A 14,817-nucleotide genomic window follows, 5' to 3' on the forward strand; every position below is an offset into this window, starting at 1 on the left:
AGACTTTTTGGGGCCGCCATTGAGGTATGGGGCATTACTTGACGACCTGTGCGCGTGGAGGTTTGCGGAAAATCGGGTCGTTTTTACCATCGCGCGGTGGTTGGAAGGGGGTGAATTGCCAATTCGGGCTACTGATTTTGCCGGAGCCGCGGAATTGTCTGAGGCCCTTGACTTCTTTACCAGTCAGGACTGTTTTGAGGGCTTGGAAGGGAAGCTCTATCACTTTCATGGGTACTTCAGCGAGGCCCATTAGTCCGCGGAAGTTCATCCGAATGGTGATATCGAGGAGTTCTTTATTGAGATCGATCCAGCCTTCCCCTGTGAAGGTTGTGCTGGGGGTCATGGAGGTGAGGTCGTTACTGTAGAAGATGCCATTTTTAGCAGAAAAATTGCATGAGAAGTCCCGGGCGCGTTCGTGAAGCAGTTGTTGGTTAGCAAGTGGGTTGACGACACTATCGATCAACGATGAGAGTGGACCGAAGAGTGGGACTGCGAAGAGATCACCATTGGAGAGTGCAAGGTTTCCGTGTCCGTTGAGGGTTTTGATAGCACTGCCTTTACCTCTGAAAGTGAATGAGCCGGTGAGGGATCCTTGATTGAGGCCTTTGAACCCGTAAGTACTGCTGATGGACTTCAGTCTGAGTTTATCCCACTGGAAGCGCCCGGAGTAGGAAGAATCTGATGGGGTGACGTGAATGTAGCCCGAGGCATTGCCACCGAAGACTCTGCTGCTGAGTTTATTGATTTGGACTTTATCGGGCAGGACGGTGACTTGCCCTTTGATATTTGTCAGGCCGATATTTTTCTTAAGGAAATTGAATTCGGTGAGTCCGGTGCTAGTGAAGCCGACGACGAGGCGCATTTTATTGGCTGAGCCCTTGGCCCAGCTCACTAGACCAGAGCAACTGACTGTGGGGGGGAGGTGGAATTTGTAGTTCTCGAGGTGATCGGCAATTTTAGGTGCAAAGAGCCTCAAGACTGGGGCTGGCCAAGCAGTGCCTCTGATGGTCTTGATTTCGGTGCTGCGTTTAGGCCAATCGAAGTGGAAGGATTTGGCGGTAAGGGTGCCAGATTTTGGGCCATTGTACGCCTTACGCATTGCGTAGTCACTGTAGTCAAATGTGGCTGTGAGGTCAGTGAAGGTGGCGGTGGTTCGATCGAGGCGGTATTTCCCTTGGGCGTAGCTCACGGGGACGCCATTGTGTGAAAAATGGCGCAACTCGGCATGGCCGTGTGACTCCCAGTCGGTTTTGTCCTCGAGATTCATGCGTCCGCTGGCGTGCACATCGATGTAGGATTTTGAGGTGAAATTGAGTTTGGAGAGTTCACGCTTGAGCGGTTCTGACCTGATGAATGGGAAATAGTCGCGAGCTGGGAGACTGGAGACCATTTTGTAGCGCACCCGTTGGTCTTTGATGATGATACGGCCATGGAGTTTGCCATTCGGGTGGATGACATGGAGTTTATCGAGATAGAGGTCTCCATTATTCCAAGAGAACTCTGTTGTGAGGTCATTGACGGATGCACCGTTGAAGCTGAAGTCGCTACCTGAGATGTTGCCAGTGAGTTGGAGGTCAAGTTTGGGTTGTTGTTCGTTGGGGAGCTGGAATTTTCCGGAGGCGATGATGTGGGTTTTGCCGGCGGAGCTGAATCGCTCCATGATTCTTTTGTTAAAGACTTTTTTGGCAAAGTTTTGGATGTGGAGTGTGGAGTCAATTTTGACGCGGCCATTTTTTTGTTGGAGGTCAAAGTCGGCGACGAGCTGGCAACGTTCGCCTTGATGAGAGAATGCTAGGTTATCGAGCGTGATGAGGTTTTGGTTCCAGTCCCCCTCGAGCTCGATGTCTTGCATTTTATAGTCTTTGTAATCGAGTTCTTTGGCTTGGACGAGGAAGTCGAAATCGACTTTATTGGGGTTTGAGAGGTTGCCTTCGATAAAGATTTTCAGCTCGGGTGGGGAATCACTTGGCCAGTTCCAATTTTGGAGTTGTTCGAGGAATTGGGAATATTGTGCTATTCGGCGGGATTTTGATTCTGGGTCGGGCACAAAATCTTCTTTAGGTGCATCTCTCCAAATATTACAGCTAATGGTCACGCGGATGCCTTCATAGAGTCCGGTGAGGTCGGTGGTGCTGAGTGATTGAGCGCCAGGTAGGTCAATTGACCCGGAGACATCGGAGATGTTGATCACTGGGCTTTGGGCTTCGCCTCGGACGAGTGGGATGGCGAGTTGGGCGTCGGTCAATGAGATCGTGTTGATCTTGAGGTTGCCGCGCATGAGCTTTGTTTTATCGACATGGATGGCGAGTGCTGGGAGCTCAGCAATTTGGACATTGCGTTCGATACTTCTGAAGAGGCGGACATTGTTGGCGGTCAGGCCATTGATGAGGTGGAAGCTGAGGTTGTCGAATTCAGCGTAGATTCCGTAGCGCTCCATTTCTTCAGCGACACGGTCACCAGCCGCGTCACTGAAGCCTTTTTCGTGTAAATAGATGAGACTCGCGATACCTGCAACCACTCCCGACGCTATGATCAGAGTGATAAGAACGCGGAGGCGAATCAGCAGGCGGCGTATGGTCATCTGTTACTGGACTTGATCGAGCTGGTAGCGATCGTGCTGTTTATGGTTCGCTCTTTGAGCGAGCCATTGTTGTGAGTATTGGAGTGCGAGCCTCTGGAGGATAGGTTTAAGCACTGCAAGGAAGAGGCCAGTGAGGACTGAAGCTTTGGCAACTTTTTCGGTATTTTGCTTCTTAGGTTTCTTTTTGAAGAAAATCGAAGCGCCGAGTCCACTGGCGAGAGCGACACTGAAGCTTTTTATGGGTTGTTCCATGAACGCTTTTTTGACGCGTTTGGGGACATTGAGAGCTTCGGTAAGGGAAGCCTTCTTATCGGCCAATTGTTCATCGAGAAGCAATTTGGCACCGAGCATGGAGGTGCGTGCATCTTCTAGCTGGGCGACAAGCTCTAGTTTTCGTTGTTCGCTTTGATTTGTTCTAGCCATTTTTTGTCTTTTTCAAGTTCAGCCACAGTGTGTTCGAAGAGGACCTTCTTGCTCGCAGTTTTCAGTTTATCAAGGAAGATAAAGACGCAGAGTAGGTGGATAAGGAAGAAGCCGAAGGTTACGATTGGCCAAGTACCAATGTGTTGTTCACCAATGACCATCATCTTGCCTTCGAGTAGATTGGTGCATGCGCCAATGAGAGTGACGAGCAGAAGGATGTAGCTAAAGAGGCCAGCAAAGGCGAGTTTGGCACCAATGGCGGCGCGTTTGGCGCTTTCTTCGGCGGCTTCTTTAGCTTCAATGGAAGCCAGCTCGGCTTTAGCACGCATGTAGTCAGCTCCCGAGTCCTTGAGGTATTCGAGAGTGTCCTTGAGAGTAAACTCGTGCTTTGGAGGGGTGTCATCAGACATAGGATATGGGGCAAATGTGAAAAAACCGGCTCTCACCATGCGGGGAGGAGCCGGTCAGTTGGTTGTGAGTCTTAATTACTGGTTTTGACTAGCGACGGCGAGCCAATAATCCAATGAGTAGACCGACGCCAAAAGCGCCGAGTACGCACTTGGTTGGGTGCTGGCGCACGTATTCTTCAGAGCTCGCATGCACGTCTTTGGCCTTTGCTTTTCCCTGTTCATATTTATCAGCAGCAGCCAGCTTGACTTCATGAGCTTTTTGGCTGGCTTCTTCTTTCAAGGCGACAGCTTTATCACCGGCATAACTCTTAAACTGCTGAGCCTTTTCTGAGGCTGCGTTTTTGAGTTGGGTTGCTTTATTCTGAACGCCTTGAGCAGCGACGCGTGCCTTCTCCGCGGCAGCTTGGCGCAATTCAGTGGCCTTGCTTGCAGGAACAGTTGGTGTTGTGGTTTCTTCCTCGTCTCTGAGGGCATTTGGGTTTGGGGTTGCGTAATCCATGATATTATTTTGTTCGTATGTTTAGCTCGAATGGCTAGAAAAGTTAGTTGCTGTATTGGCTCACCCGTGTTGGAGGAATACTGGGATAATTCAATGAACCATTCGCCATTAGGATACACAAGAAGGTCGAATATTCAAGGATCCTCTGCTAGAAAATGCGCTTTAGTTTGTAATGGTGAGAGTGGCCTCTAACTGCTCGATTTCTTCACTTAGCTCAGACCATCGCGTGTAGGCATTCTCTAACTTCTCTGATAGGTTTTGGTAGGCATTACTGGCTTCCTGCATTTTGTTAGGGTCGGAGGCCACCTCAGTGGAGGACATGTGTTGGGTGAGGGTAGTTTGTGCGGCCTCGAACTCAGCGATAGATTGTTCGACTTTCTCGAATTCTTGTTGGAGGGGCTTGAGGACTTTATTGCGTTTTTGTCTTTGTTCGGCCTCGATCTTTCGTTGTTCTTTGCGAGAGAGCTTTGAGGGAGTCTGGTTGGAAGTGGCAGCGCTCGTGTTAGTGGCGGAGGTTAGATTTTTGGCAGCATTTTTTTCCTCTTCTTTTTTATCGAGGTAGTAGCTGACATTTCCGTGGTAGAGTTGCGGGTGTTCACCGGGTCTAAACTCGAGAGTTTTGGTGACGATGGGGTCGAGGAAGGATCGGTTGTGCGAGACGATAAGGTAGGAACCGGGGTATTCGTTAAGGGCTGTTTGGAGGACTTCTTGAGATTGGACGTCCAGGTGGTTTGTAGGTTCATCAAGGATGAGGAAGTTAGCGGGCTGGATGAGCATACGTACGAGTGCGACACGTGAGCGTTCACCGCCAGAGAGGACGCCAACTTTTTTAAAGACATCATCTCCGCGGAAGAGGAAGCAACCAAGGATATTTCTAACAAGGGGTGCATTTTCTCGTGAGGCGGCTTCTTCGCAAGTTTCTAGGACTGTTTTATTGGGGTCGAGTTCATCGGCGTGGTTTTGTGAGAAGAAGGAGATGGCGGATTTTGGGCCGAGTTCGAAGGAGCCGGAATCTGGTGATTCTTGGCCGGTGATGAGTCTACAGAATGTTGATTTTCCGGCGCCATTGGGTCCGACGATGGCGATGCGAGCACCTTTTTCTACTTTGAAGTTAAAGTTTGAGAAGATGGTATTGGAGCCGTAGGCTTTGGAGGCGGAGTCGAGTTGTGCGACGAGTTGGGTGGATGGTGGGGGAGTGGGGAAGGTGAAGCTCATGACTGCATCGTCTTGTTCGATTTCGATGAGCTCCATTTTTTCGAGTTGTTTGAGGCGGGATTGTGCTTGAGAGGCTTTGGATGCTTTGGCTCTGAAGCGGTCGATAAATTGTTTTGTTTTTTCGATTTCGCGTTGTTGCGACTCGTATTGTTTGAGGAGGATTTCTTTACGGAGTTTTGATTCTTTCAGGTAGAAGGAATAGTTTCCGGCATATTCTTCTGCACGGCCGTGAGCGAAGGCGATCGTGCGTGTGGTGAGGGCATCGAGGAGTGCGAGGTCGTGGGAGATGATGATGATGGCACCTGGGTAGTTGAAGAGGTATTGCTCCATCCAGGTTTGCGAGTCGATATCGAGGTGGTTGGTAGGTTCGTCGAGGAGGAGGACCTCAGGCTCTTGGAGGAAGAGTTTGGCCATGGCGATACGCATTTGCCAGCCACCAGAAAATTCCCCACAGTCACGTTCGAAGTCTGAGCGTTTGAAGCCGAGGCCGGTGAGCACTGACTCGATGCGGGGCTTCATACGGCTTGGGTCAAAGTGCTCGAGTTTGAGTTCGAGCTCACCGATTCTATGGAGGTGGTCGATATAGGTTTGGGAGGAAGAATCGAGATTTTGGAGTTCTTCGGAGAGTTTATCGATAGTGGTTTGAAGTTCTTTAGCTTCGCCGAATGCGGATTCTGTTTCATCCCAGAGTGAGATGCCGTGGATGTGGATTCCTTCTTGTGGGAGGTAGCCGATTTTACAGCCACGTGGTTTGGTGATTTCGCCTTCGTTCGCTTCGATGACACCACCGATACATTTCATCAAGGTGGATTTACCCGCGCCGTTATGTCCGGCAAAGGAGATACGTTCTTTTTCCATGACGGAAAACGAGAGGTCTTTGAAGAGGACTCTGGGGCCGAACTCGACGCGTAATTTCTTGATCGCTAGCACAGGGCTGTGCGTAGAGGGAAATAGGCATCTTAGCAATGGTGAATATGGGGGGAGCTCAGGGTGGGAGGGTGTGATTTTGCTGTGGGTTTTCTATCAATTCACTTGATGTCCGGAGGTGAGTCCATAGTCTTCGTCACGACCCTGAGGGAATCATCTATGGAGATTTGGAAAGCTGTTATTGTAGGAATTGTTCAAGGATTAGCGGAATTTTTGCCGATCTCTTCGAGCGGACACATTGTTTTGACTCAATATTTATTGGGGATTAGGGAAGTTGGGGGGGAGCACCATCCGGATTTGGCATTTGAAATCATCTTACATGTGGGGACATTGGTGAGCGTTTTATTATTTTTCCGGAAGAGTTTATGGAAGTTAGTACAATCTCTCTACACCAAGGAAATGGGGGCGGAGCGCATGAAGATATTGTATTTGGGATTGGCCACGGTACCTGCAGTGATTGCTGCATTACTGTTTAAAGATTTTTTTGATGCGGCTCCAGGAAACCCAGTATTGGTATCGGGTTTATTGATAGTGACGGGTTTGGTGCTTTTTGTTCCGCGTTTGGTACGTGGAGGTGTGAGTGAGGTAGGAACGAGGGGGGCATTGATGATGGGGATTGGTCAGGCATTTGCGATTTTACCAGGTATCTCACGGTCTGGATCGACGATCGCGGCGGGTTTAGTGAGTGGGGTGAAGGCTGAAAAAGCAGCAGAATTTTCATTTTTGATGTCGATTCCGGCCATAGCAGGTGGGTTTGTTTTGACAATGAAGGATAAGATTGAGCAGACGGGGTCCTTGGGGAAGGCATTCGAAGCGTGTTTTACGACTCCTTATTTGGCGGGAGCTGGAGCGGCAGCGGTGGTGGGCTTACTGGCAATTTATTTGGTGATGGGAGCTGTGAAGAAGGGGAAGCTGGAGTATTTTTCTTACTATTGTTTTGCCGCAGGTGTTAGTGGTATGCTTTATTTCTCGTTAGCGGCATAGTTCCGCTCTTATTTATGAAGCTTTTACCCCTACTGACATTTATTGCTTATTTTCTTTGTTTTGACTTTTCGTATGCGGGAAGGGTGAGCGTGGAATTGGCAGATGGGTTCGACTACCCAGTCGGCAAGCCGGATGCGAAGGGGTATTACAAGGCGCGCGGGTTGCGCTTGCGTTCACCGGTGCATTTTGGTGAGGACTGGAATGGTTTGGGTGGGGGAGATACGGATTTACACGATCCCATTTATGCGATTGCGAATGGTGTGGTGACCTTTGCTTATGATATCCGAGGTGGTTGGGGGCGTGTGATTATTTTACGCCATGCATACCGTGACCCTCAATCTGGGCAGGTGAAGTATGTTGATTCCTTGTACGGGCACAACCGCAAGATGTTAGTGAAGGTGGGGGACAAAGTGAAACGTGGCCAACAGATCGCTACGATGGGGAATAACCGGGGGATGTACATGGCCCATTTACATTTTGAGATCCGTCACAATTTAAAGATTGGGATGCATCGGACGAGTGTGGATAAGAATCTCACGCATTGGGCTGACCCAACGGCATTTATTAAGAAGTACCGCACATTGAAGAAAGAAAGTGGTAAGCAAGCAGTGCCTACTGGGACATACAAAGCCTACAAAGGGTTCAAGGGACTATAGAGCTGTGAGATGAAGCGGCTTAGCACAGCGCTAATCGTCATTACTATATTGGTGGTGGCGTGGTATTCACCGAAGAGAGATTCTGCTAGATGGGAAGGAGTCGAAGATACTAGGTTATTTTCGGAGGTGGGTGACGACTTTGGCCCGTATACGTCACTTGAGTCATGTGAATGGATTGAGAGTCGAGGTAATGATGGGGATAGTTTTCGTGTCCGGCATGGCGGTGAGGTTACTGAGTTTCGCCTCTACTATGTGGATGCTCCAGAGAGTAAGTACAAAGAATATGCGAATGGGGAAACGAATGGCAAAAGGCTCGACGATCAAGGCCGCTACTTTGGTGGGTTGAGTCGTGAGCAAACATGTGCGCTGGGTCAATCCGCGAAGGGATTTGTTCGCGAATTATTGTCTGAAGGAAGTTTTAGAGTCGTGACTAGGTGGGAGAATGTTTATGGCCCACAGAGGAAGTATGCGTTTGTGGTGGTGGAGTACGAGGGGGGAAGCTATTATCTTCACGAAATTTTGGTGGCCAAGGGGCTAGCGAGGATTCACACGAAGCCCTCAGTGATGCCGGATGGGAGTTCTACTGGTGAGCAATTGGAGAGGTTATCTGAGATGGAAGGTCGAGCTCAAGAGTCAGGTCGTGGTGGATGGGGAGTGATATCGCATTGACCAAGTAGGGAATCGTGCGTTAAGTCGCGGCATGCTCGCAAAGCGGATAATACCATGTTTGGATGTGACGAATGGTCGCGTAGTGAAGGGGACGAATTTTGTGGACCTTCGTGACGCGGGAGATCCTGTGGAATGTGCCATTGCGTATAATGAGCAGGAGGCTGATGAGTTAGTTTTTCTAGATATCACGGCATCTTCGGATGGACGCGATACGATGGTGGATGTGGTTCGCCGGACAGCTGAGCATTGCTTTATTCCTCTGACGGTAGGGGGGGGCATTCGTAAAGTTGAGGATATGCGCGAGATGCTGTTAGCTGGTGCAGACAAAGTGGGAGTCAACACGGCTGCCATCATCAATCCTCAATTGATTGACGAGGGGGCTGCAGCATTTGGAAGTCAATGTATTGTTTGTGCGATTGACGCCAAGAAGGAGGGACCTGGAAAGTGGGGGATTTATACTCATGGTGGTCGTAAGCCTATGGGCATTGATGCTGTTGAGTGGGCTAAGGAAGTTTATAATCGCGGTGCTGGAGAAATCCTTCTGACAAGTATGGATGCTGACGGGACTAAGGATGGCTATGATATTGAGCTCACAGCTGCGGTCAGTGAAGCTGTTGGGATTCCTGTGATAGCGAGTGGTGGGGCTGGCAATCTCCAGCACATGGTTGATGTTCTGGAAGAGGGGAAAGCCGATGCGGTTTTGGCAGCGAGTATTTTCCACTTTGGCCAACACACAGTAGGGGAAGCGAAAGATTATTTTTCTGAACACGGTATCCCCGTGCGCCCCACATGCCAGTAGCTTAGGCTGGCGAGCCGTTAGAGGAGTTGGCTGGGAAGCGCTGGTCGTGCTCACATTTTGACAAATGGGAGCAATTGTTGGAAATTGGTTTCAAGACATCTAAGTAAGGAGAGACGATGACCATTGATCTATCAACACCTGCATTATTGTTTCCTGCCGTGAGCTTACTTTTTTTGAGCTACACTAATCGATTTTTGGCGCTATCAGCATTGATTCGGAAATTACACACGGATTGGATTCAGTCGCCTGAACATTGTGATTCAGCCTTACTTGCTCAAATCACGAACTTGAGACGGCGGTTGAAGTTGATTCGGTGGATGCAGGTGAGTGGTGCGCTGAGCCTATCATTGTGCGTGGTGTCAATGGGGCTCATGCTGTTAGACTGTGTGCAGCAAGGAACGTTCTTTTTTGGGGTCGCATTGCTTTTGATGGGGGTGTCCTTAGTGGCTTTGGTAAGGGAGGCCTATATATCTGGCGGAGCGCTCAAGATTCTTTTAGACGAGACAGGGAAGAAGCCGGGTAGAGAGTGTGATTAGGTCTCAGTGGGCTTCTGTGTCGCAGTCTAAGTTGGGATTGCGGTGAGTGGGGGGCGCTTATTTGAATAGGCTGAAGAAGTTTGTTAGAACTCACAGTGCCCGGGGGTACGGGAGAAGGGAATGACGTCACGGATATTTTTCATTCCTGTGATAAACATGAGCATGCGCTCGAAGCCTAGGCCAAAGCCTGCGTGTGGGCAGGTACCATATTTGCGTAGATCAAGGTACCACCAATAGTCTTCGTCACTGAGGCCATGTTCGAGCATATTTGCTTGGAGGACTTCGAGACGTTCTTCCCTCTGGGCTCCGCCAATGATTTCTCCGATACCAGGTACGAGAAGGTCCATAGCAGTGACGGTTTTACCGTCATCATTGGTACGCATGTAGAACGGCTTCACCGCTTTGGGGTAGTTATAGACTGTCGTAGGGCACTTGAAGTGCTCTTCGGTTAGATAGCGTTCGTGCTCAGACTGGAGATTCACGCCCCACTCTACTGGGTACTCAAATTTCTGTCCAGAAGCTCGAAGTATCTCGACGGCTTCAGTGTAGCTGACGCGCTGGAATGGTCGCTCGGCGACGAATTTGAGTCTTTCAATGAGTCCCTTGTCGACAAACTTATTGAAGATCTGAAGGTCACCTTCGTTATTTTCCAAGGCATCTTCGACGAGGTATTTTACAAATTCTTCGGCGAGGTCCATATCGCCTTCGAGGTCGCAGAATGCCATTTCTGGTTCGACCATCCAAAACTCGGCAGCGTGCCGAGAGGTGTGTGAGTTTTCTGCGCGGAATGTTGGGCCAAAGGTGTATATGTTAGACAATGCAGTGGCAAAGGCTTCACCTTCGAGTTGTCCTGAGACAGTGAGGAAGGTATTTTTACCAAAAAAGTCCTGCTCGGGATTTTTGTCATCTGACTGGGTAGTGACTCTGAACATTTCACCGGCACCTTCACAATCTGAGGCTGTAATAATGGGGGTGTGGACGTAGGTGAAGTCACGCTCATCAAAGAAGCGGTGGATGGCGCGCGAGAGGCGAGAGCGCATGCGGAAAACGGCGCCGTAGAGGTTTGCTCTTGGGCGCAGGTGGGAGATTGAGCGAAGGAATTCTGGGGTGTGACCCTTTTTTTGGAGAGGGAAGTCACTTGGGGCATCACCGATGAGTTCAATGGCACTGGCTTGGAGTTCCCAAGTTTGACCTTTACCTGGTGATTCGACGAGTTTCCCGGAGATTGCGATGGCGGCTCCAGTGGTCATTTTATGGATATCATTGTAGCCAGGTATGTCAGCATCACAGATACATTGGAGGTTAGAGAGAGAAGAGCCATCGTTGAGTTCGATGAAGGAAAAGTCTTTGGAGTCGCGACGGGTGCGTACCCAGCCTTTGACGGTGATCGGGTCGATAGCGTGGGCACTGTGGAGAGCGTGCTTAATGAGTGTGCGCATGGCTGATATCTAGCAAGGGAGGGGTGAATATCAATGATTGAGTGTCAGAGAATCTGAGCCTTCGGCGAGAAGCCTTTGATTCCGAGTGATCTGTTTGATGATACGTATCTGAATAGCAACTGAGGTGATGATGATAAGGTCATCAATAGAGCTCCATGTCAGAGCTGTGAGAAAGGCCGAATCTTCAGAATCAAGTAAGTGGGTGGCAATGGCGGATACCGGTATGGAGATGATCCAGAGTGTCCACCATATGTTAATGATAGAGTGGGTGGTGGAAGCACTTCTATGCCATACATCTTTCATTATTAGATATGGTCTAAAGAGGCACACGATAGGTAGTAGATAGTAGACTGCGGCCCATGCTGGTGTGTAGCTTGGGCGGTCAGTATCTGGGCTCAGAGCCCAAGTGTTGCGCTGAGTTTTGTATACCCACATGAGGTAAACAAAGAGTCCAATCCAATAGGCATAGAGGGTGGTGTCAGCGAGATAGTCCCATGAATGGCTGAAGATGCTATCGTTACCTTGTTCATCCCAGTAAAGTTGGTCAAGTGAGCCATTGTGCTCAGCGAGGATAGCTGTGATGTTAAAGCCGGTTGAGATTGCAGCTAAAAGTATTTCCACAGAGAGACACGCGACTGCGAGATGCGTAATGAGGCGTATGTCCTTGAAGGTGCCATGCCGTGAGGAGAGGTCGTCGCGGATAGATCCACCAGAGAGGGATTGCATTGATGTTCCGACACTATATGGGTTTTGCCACTCAGACATATTCATGGGCATAGCAGCTCGGAAATGAATGACAAGTGCGTGTAGAAATTGTGTACAAGTTAGAGTTAGAGGGAGTTTTTTTGTTCGTGAGTTAGAAAAGAGTGGGCCGCTTTTTGATTGGTACGCGCATAGGCGTTTAGCTTGGTTGATTGGGCGGGGGTGAGTGAGAGTTTGCTGTAGGGGGTGCCTTTGAGTTGGCGTTTTTGGTCAGAGTTCTTGGCTTTTTTGTAGGTATGTAGGTTGAGCTCGCGGTAGGCGGAATTGGTATTTGTGAGTGATGGGGGTGATTTTGGGAGATAAATGTGGTTAGCGCAGTGGAGGTTCTGGGCTTGGTTGATGAGCGATTTGAGTTTGATTGTGGGTTTGTGATAACGCACGAGGGTGACTTCATTTGAACCAATCCAGCCTGCTTCGGTGGTGATGACGCCCTTGATTGCTCCGAGTTTTGCTTCACCAATCCAGAAGCAATGTTGAGAAAAAGCGGCGATTCCGTGGTTGTTGGTATCGAGCTCTTGGGCAAGGAGGGTTAGATTGGGAGGGATTGGTTGTTTGGATTTGTTGAGTGCTGCGACCATTCTTGGGACAAGTTTCTCGAGTGACCAAATTTTGTCTTTGCGCGGTAGGATGTCTTGAGCTTGGGAGTCGAGGAATCTAACAACTTGATAATTCCAAGCGGGTTCATTGAATTTTTGGAGAGTTTTTTTGTCGCTAGCTTGGTTATTGATGACAAGCAGGGGGATAAAACTGTGCTCTACGGCATCGACGATGATGGGATGGGCCATGACCTCACGACCAAATTTTTTGCATCCAGCTCACCCGGGAACTTCTTGGAAGAGTGCAAAGATGGGTTTGTTAGATTGTTTTGAAAGTTGGGTGGCCTGAGTGAGGTCTCTATGGAATTTAGCGGGGCCAAGCTCTTCTGGGTAGGATGGGGGGCTGGCGTGACAGCCGATCAAGGCCAGAGAGGATAGGAGAGTGGTGCACAGAATGAGAAGTCTCATGTATGTGTGACGCATGGAGGAGATAAAAAATTCCCACCATCGGATTGAGGGTGGGAATGCGCTATTTCAAGATTCGCCAAAAGTGGGGCCCATGGGGTTTGGGCATGCTGTGGGTTGGCTCTAGAGTTTTGGAAGTGCTGGGCTGAGCAATTGGATTTGGTCTTTTTGGATAGACTTGAGTTGTTTTGAGAATTCGTGCAGTTGCTGGCTAAGTGAGAGTGGCAGCATCTGGCGAAGTTCTTTTGTGAGGAGATCGCTGCTAGAAAGTGAGATACTTTGAAGGCTTCGGGTGGGTGCGGCGCTTATGAATTCATGTTCATCTTTTTCGGGCACAGCAAAGAGGCCATCAAAAGGGTTTTTGGGCTCCGGGAGCATGAGGATTTTGGCATCTTTCGCTTCTGAGAGCTCGACTGTACGTGAGATGGCGTCTTGTAAGCCGCCTAGTTTGTCGACGAGTCCGACAGATTTGGCATCAGCGCCTGAGTAGACGCGACCGCCCGCGAGTTTTTCGAGTTGGCCTTTGAGTTTATCACCTCTGCCATCGACGATTCTTTGTTTAAAGTTCGCGTAGACCTCGAGCATGGATTGTTTGATCATGGCTCGTTCTTGGTCGGTATAGGGGCGGGTGGAATTGAGGATGTCTGCGTGTTTACCACGTTTTGAGGCGTGGACATTGATACCTAACTTATCGAGAGCGTCACCCATGACGAGTTTCATGCCAACCACTCCGATAGAGCCAGTGATGGTTCCAGGCTCGGCATAGATTTCGTCAGCAGCAGCGGAGATGTAGTAACCGCCACTGGCAGCGACTCCACCCATTGAAACGACGAATGGGCGTTTTGTTTTTTTGAATTGGGAGGTAGCTTCCCAGAGCACGTCACTCGCAAGTGCGGATCCGCCGGGTGAATTCACGCGAAGGACAAGTCCTTTGCAGTGTGTGTTTCTGGTTGCTTTGAGGATCTCTAGGCGCGCTTTGGCGATCGATTCGTCGGTGATTGTACCTTCGAGGGGGACAACGGCGATGTAGGGAGAGTTCAGTTTTTTTTCCTTTCCAGCACTCATGAGTATTTTCATCATGTCAAAAAAGCCGGTGATTTCTGGGCCATTGAGGTCTGGAAGGGCATAGCTGTCATCGAATTTTGTCTCATCCTCGTGGAGTTCCCTGAGATTATTGATGAAGTTAGTGCGGTACTCGAGGTGGTCTACGAGTTTAAATTCGAGTGCTTGTTGTGGGGTAATTGAGCCGAGGTCGATGATTTCTTTCATCTTTGCTGGCGGGATCTTGCGGCCTTCGGATATTTGTTCGACGATTTGGGAGAAGACGGAGTCTAGGAGGGCGTCTTCTTGTTTTTTTGCGTATTCACTGGGGCTTTCTCGGTAGAATGTTTCTCCTGCTGATTTAAAGTCACCGATATGGACGACTTCGACTTTGACTCCGACTTTATCGAGGAGGTTTTTGAAGTAGAGGGACTCTCCGTAGAGCCCTTGAAGTTGCACATCGCCGGCGGGCATGAGTGTCATGTGGTTTGCAGCACTTCCGATGAGTGCAGATATCGGAGTGAGGTATTCGGTGTACACCCAGACATCTTTATTTGCGGCGCGAAGTTGTTGGAGGAGGGCTCTGATTTCTTGAGCTTGGGCGAGAGAAAGTTGGGCGCCATCGATATCGAGAACCACGGCGGGTACTTCATCGTCAGTGAGAGCTTGATTGAGGCTACGAATAATATCGAAGTGGGTCAGTGGGCGTTCTGGGCTGTCGAGAAGGAATGGGTTGGACGCTTGAGTACCACTTTCTGTGACTGGTGCGTCTAGGTCGTAAACTGCAACGGTTGGAGCTGCTAAAAGTGGGGAGCAGATAAGTGCGGAGATGAGCGCGGTATTTCGTATCATAGCTATTCTATTGGGAAGGGAGA

At 49.5% G+C, this 14,817-nt stretch carries 15 protein-coding genes; 5 read left to right on the top strand and 10 right to left on the bottom strand.

Annotation, left to right across the window (positions count from 1 at the left end):
* Window positions 1-34: 34 nt before the first annotated feature.
* From ACFSW8_RS17415 to ACFSW8_RS17435, 5 genes are all read right to left on the bottom strand, one after another.
* Complete coding sequence (locus ACFSW8_RS17415) at window positions 35-2,581, bottom strand: AsmA-like C-terminal region-containing protein (RefSeq protein WP_377089816.1); 2,547 nt, start codon at window positions 2,579-2,581, stop codon at window positions 35-37.
* Between the two features lie 3 nt (window positions 2,582-2,584).
* A complete protein-coding gene (locus ACFSW8_RS17420; protein ID WP_377089817.1) occupies window positions 2,585-3,004 on the bottom strand; it encodes a hypothetical protein in 420 nt (139 codons plus the stop codon).
* Entirely contained in the window at window positions 2,968-3,414 is a 447-nt protein-coding gene (locus tag ACFSW8_RS17425; RefSeq protein WP_377089818.1) for a phage holin family protein, read from the bottom strand. The genes ACFSW8_RS17420 and ACFSW8_RS17425 overlap by 37 nt, the downstream gene beginning before the upstream one ends.
* An 88-nt stretch (window positions 3,415-3,502) precedes the next feature.
* A complete protein-coding gene (locus ACFSW8_RS17430) occupies window positions 3,503-3,913 on the bottom strand; it encodes an ElaB/YgaM/YqjD family protein (RefSeq protein ID WP_377089819.1) in 411 nt (136 codons plus the stop codon).
* A gap of 162 nt (window positions 3,914-4,075) precedes the next feature.
* Window positions 4,076-6,058, bottom strand: a complete 1,983-nt coding sequence (locus ACFSW8_RS17435; protein WP_377089821.1) for an ABC-F family ATP-binding cassette domain-containing protein — start codon at window positions 6,056-6,058, stop codon at window positions 4,076-4,078.
* 156 nt (window positions 6,059-6,214) lie between these two features.
* Between ACFSW8_RS17435 and ACFSW8_RS17440 the strand changes: the two genes are divergently transcribed.
* From ACFSW8_RS17440 to ACFSW8_RS17460, 5 genes are all read left to right on the top strand, one after another.
* A complete protein-coding gene (locus tag ACFSW8_RS17440) occupies window positions 6,215-7,039 on the top strand; it encodes an undecaprenyl-diphosphate phosphatase (RefSeq protein WP_377178891.1) in 825 nt (274 codons plus the stop codon).
* Window positions 7,040-7,053: 14 nt separating this feature from the next.
* Complete coding sequence (locus tag ACFSW8_RS17445; RefSeq protein WP_377089823.1) at window positions 7,054-7,695, top strand: murein hydrolase activator EnvC family protein; 642 nt, start codon at window positions 7,054-7,056, stop codon at window positions 7,693-7,695.
* Between the two features lie 9 nt (window positions 7,696-7,704).
* Window positions 7,705-8,364: a thermonuclease family protein gene (locus tag ACFSW8_RS17450; RefSeq protein ID WP_377089824.1), complete on the top strand. Its 660-nt coding sequence runs from the start codon at window positions 7,705-7,707 to the stop codon at window positions 8,362-8,364.
* Window positions 8,365-8,395: 31 nt separating this feature from the next.
* Window positions 8,396-9,163, top strand: a complete 768-nt coding sequence (gene hisF / locus ACFSW8_RS17455) for an imidazole glycerol phosphate synthase subunit HisF (RefSeq protein ID WP_377089825.1) — start codon at window positions 8,396-8,398, stop codon at window positions 9,161-9,163.
* Between the two features lie 116 nt (window positions 9,164-9,279).
* Window positions 9,280-9,699: a DUF2721 domain-containing protein gene (locus ACFSW8_RS17460; RefSeq protein ID WP_377089828.1), complete on the top strand. Its 420-nt coding sequence runs from the start codon at window positions 9,280-9,282 to the stop codon at window positions 9,697-9,699.
* A gap of 83 nt (window positions 9,700-9,782) precedes the next feature.
* On the opposite strand, the gene asnS is transcribed toward ACFSW8_RS17460, so the two are convergent.
* The 5 genes from asnS to sppA form a co-directional block, all read right to left on the bottom strand.
* The gene (gene asnS, locus ACFSW8_RS17465) at window positions 9,783-11,138 is read right to left on the bottom strand and encodes an asparagine--tRNA ligase (RefSeq protein ID WP_377089829.1); all 1,356 of its coding nucleotides are present in this window, start codon (window positions 11,136-11,138) and stop codon (window positions 9,783-9,785) included.
* A gap of 30 nt (window positions 11,139-11,168) precedes the next feature.
* A complete protein-coding gene (locus ACFSW8_RS17470) occupies window positions 11,169-11,903 on the bottom strand; it encodes a DUF4328 domain-containing protein (RefSeq protein ID WP_377089830.1) in 735 nt (244 codons plus the stop codon).
* Window positions 11,904-11,968: 65 nt separating this feature from the next.
* On the bottom strand, window positions 11,969-12,685 hold the full coding sequence (locus ACFSW8_RS17475) for a thioredoxin family (seleno)protein (RefSeq protein ID WP_377089831.1): 717 nt from the start codon (window positions 12,683-12,685) through the stop codon (window positions 11,969-11,971).
* A gap of 30 nt (window positions 12,686-12,715) precedes the next feature.
* Complete coding sequence (locus ACFSW8_RS17480; protein ID WP_377089832.1) at window positions 12,716-12,904, bottom strand: hypothetical protein; 189 nt, start codon at window positions 12,902-12,904, stop codon at window positions 12,716-12,718.
* Between the two features lie 120 nt (window positions 12,905-13,024).
* A complete protein-coding gene (sppA, locus tag ACFSW8_RS17485) occupies window positions 13,025-14,794 on the bottom strand; it encodes a signal peptide peptidase SppA (protein WP_377178893.1) in 1,770 nt (589 codons plus the stop codon).
* Window positions 14,795-14,817 lie beyond the last annotated feature (23 nt).

Origin of the sequence: Rubritalea tangerina (assembly GCF_042683245.1) — a bacterium.
GTDB lineage: Bacteria > Verrucomicrobiota > Verrucomicrobiia > Verrucomicrobiales > Akkermansiaceae > Rubritalea > Rubritalea tangerina.

What these genes read in the sequence shown, in the direction of transcription:
- ACFSW8_RS17415 (WP_377089816.1), bottom strand. Translation starts at nt 2,581, where the DNA reads ATGACCATACGCCGCCTGCTGATTCGCCTCCGCGTTCTTATCACTCTG.
- ACFSW8_RS17420 (WP_377089817.1), bottom strand. Translation starts at nt 3,004, where the DNA reads ATGGCTAGAACAAATCAAAGCGAACAACGAAAACTAGAGCTTGTCGCC.
- ACFSW8_RS17425 (WP_377089818.1), bottom strand. Translation starts at nt 3,414, where the DNA reads ATGTCTGATGACACCCCTCCAAAGCACGAGTTTACTCTCAAGGACACT.
- ACFSW8_RS17430 (WP_377089819.1), bottom strand. Translation starts at nt 3,913, where the DNA reads ATGGATTACGCAACCCCAAACCCAAATGCCCTCAGAGACGAGGAAGAA.
- ACFSW8_RS17440 (WP_377178891.1), top strand. Translation starts at nt 6,215, where the DNA reads ATGGAGATTTGGAAAGCTGTTATTGTAGGAATTGTTCAAGGATTAGCG.
- ACFSW8_RS17445 (WP_377089823.1), top strand. Translation starts at nt 7,054, where the DNA reads ATGAAGCTTTTACCCCTACTGACATTTATTGCTTATTTTCTTTGTTTT.
- ACFSW8_RS17450 (WP_377089824.1), top strand. Translation starts at nt 7,705, where the DNA reads ATGAAGCGGCTTAGCACAGCGCTAATCGTCATTACTATATTGGTGGTG.
- hisF (WP_377089825.1), top strand. Translation starts at nt 8,396, where the DNA reads ATGCTCGCAAAGCGGATAATACCATGTTTGGATGTGACGAATGGTCGC.
- ACFSW8_RS17460 (WP_377089828.1), top strand. Translation starts at nt 9,280, where the DNA reads ATGACCATTGATCTATCAACACCTGCATTATTGTTTCCTGCCGTGAGC.
- asnS (WP_377089829.1), bottom strand. Translation starts at nt 11,138, where the DNA reads ATGCGCACACTCATTAAGCACGCTCTCCACAGTGCCCACGCTATCGAC.
- ACFSW8_RS17470 (WP_377089830.1), bottom strand. Translation starts at nt 11,903, where the DNA reads ATGTCTGAGTGGCAAAACCCATATAGTGTCGGAACATCAATGCAATCC.
- ACFSW8_RS17475 (WP_377089831.1), bottom strand. Translation starts at nt 12,685, where the DNA reads ATGGCCCATCCCATCATCGTCGATGCCGTAGAGCACAGTTTTATCCCC.
- ACFSW8_RS17480 (WP_377089832.1), bottom strand. Translation starts at nt 12,904, where the DNA reads ATGAGACTTCTCATTCTGTGCACCACTCTCCTATCCTCTCTGGCCTTG.
- sppA (WP_377178893.1), bottom strand. Translation starts at nt 14,794, where the DNA reads ATGATACGAAATACCGCGCTCATCTCCGCACTTATCTGCTCCCCACTT.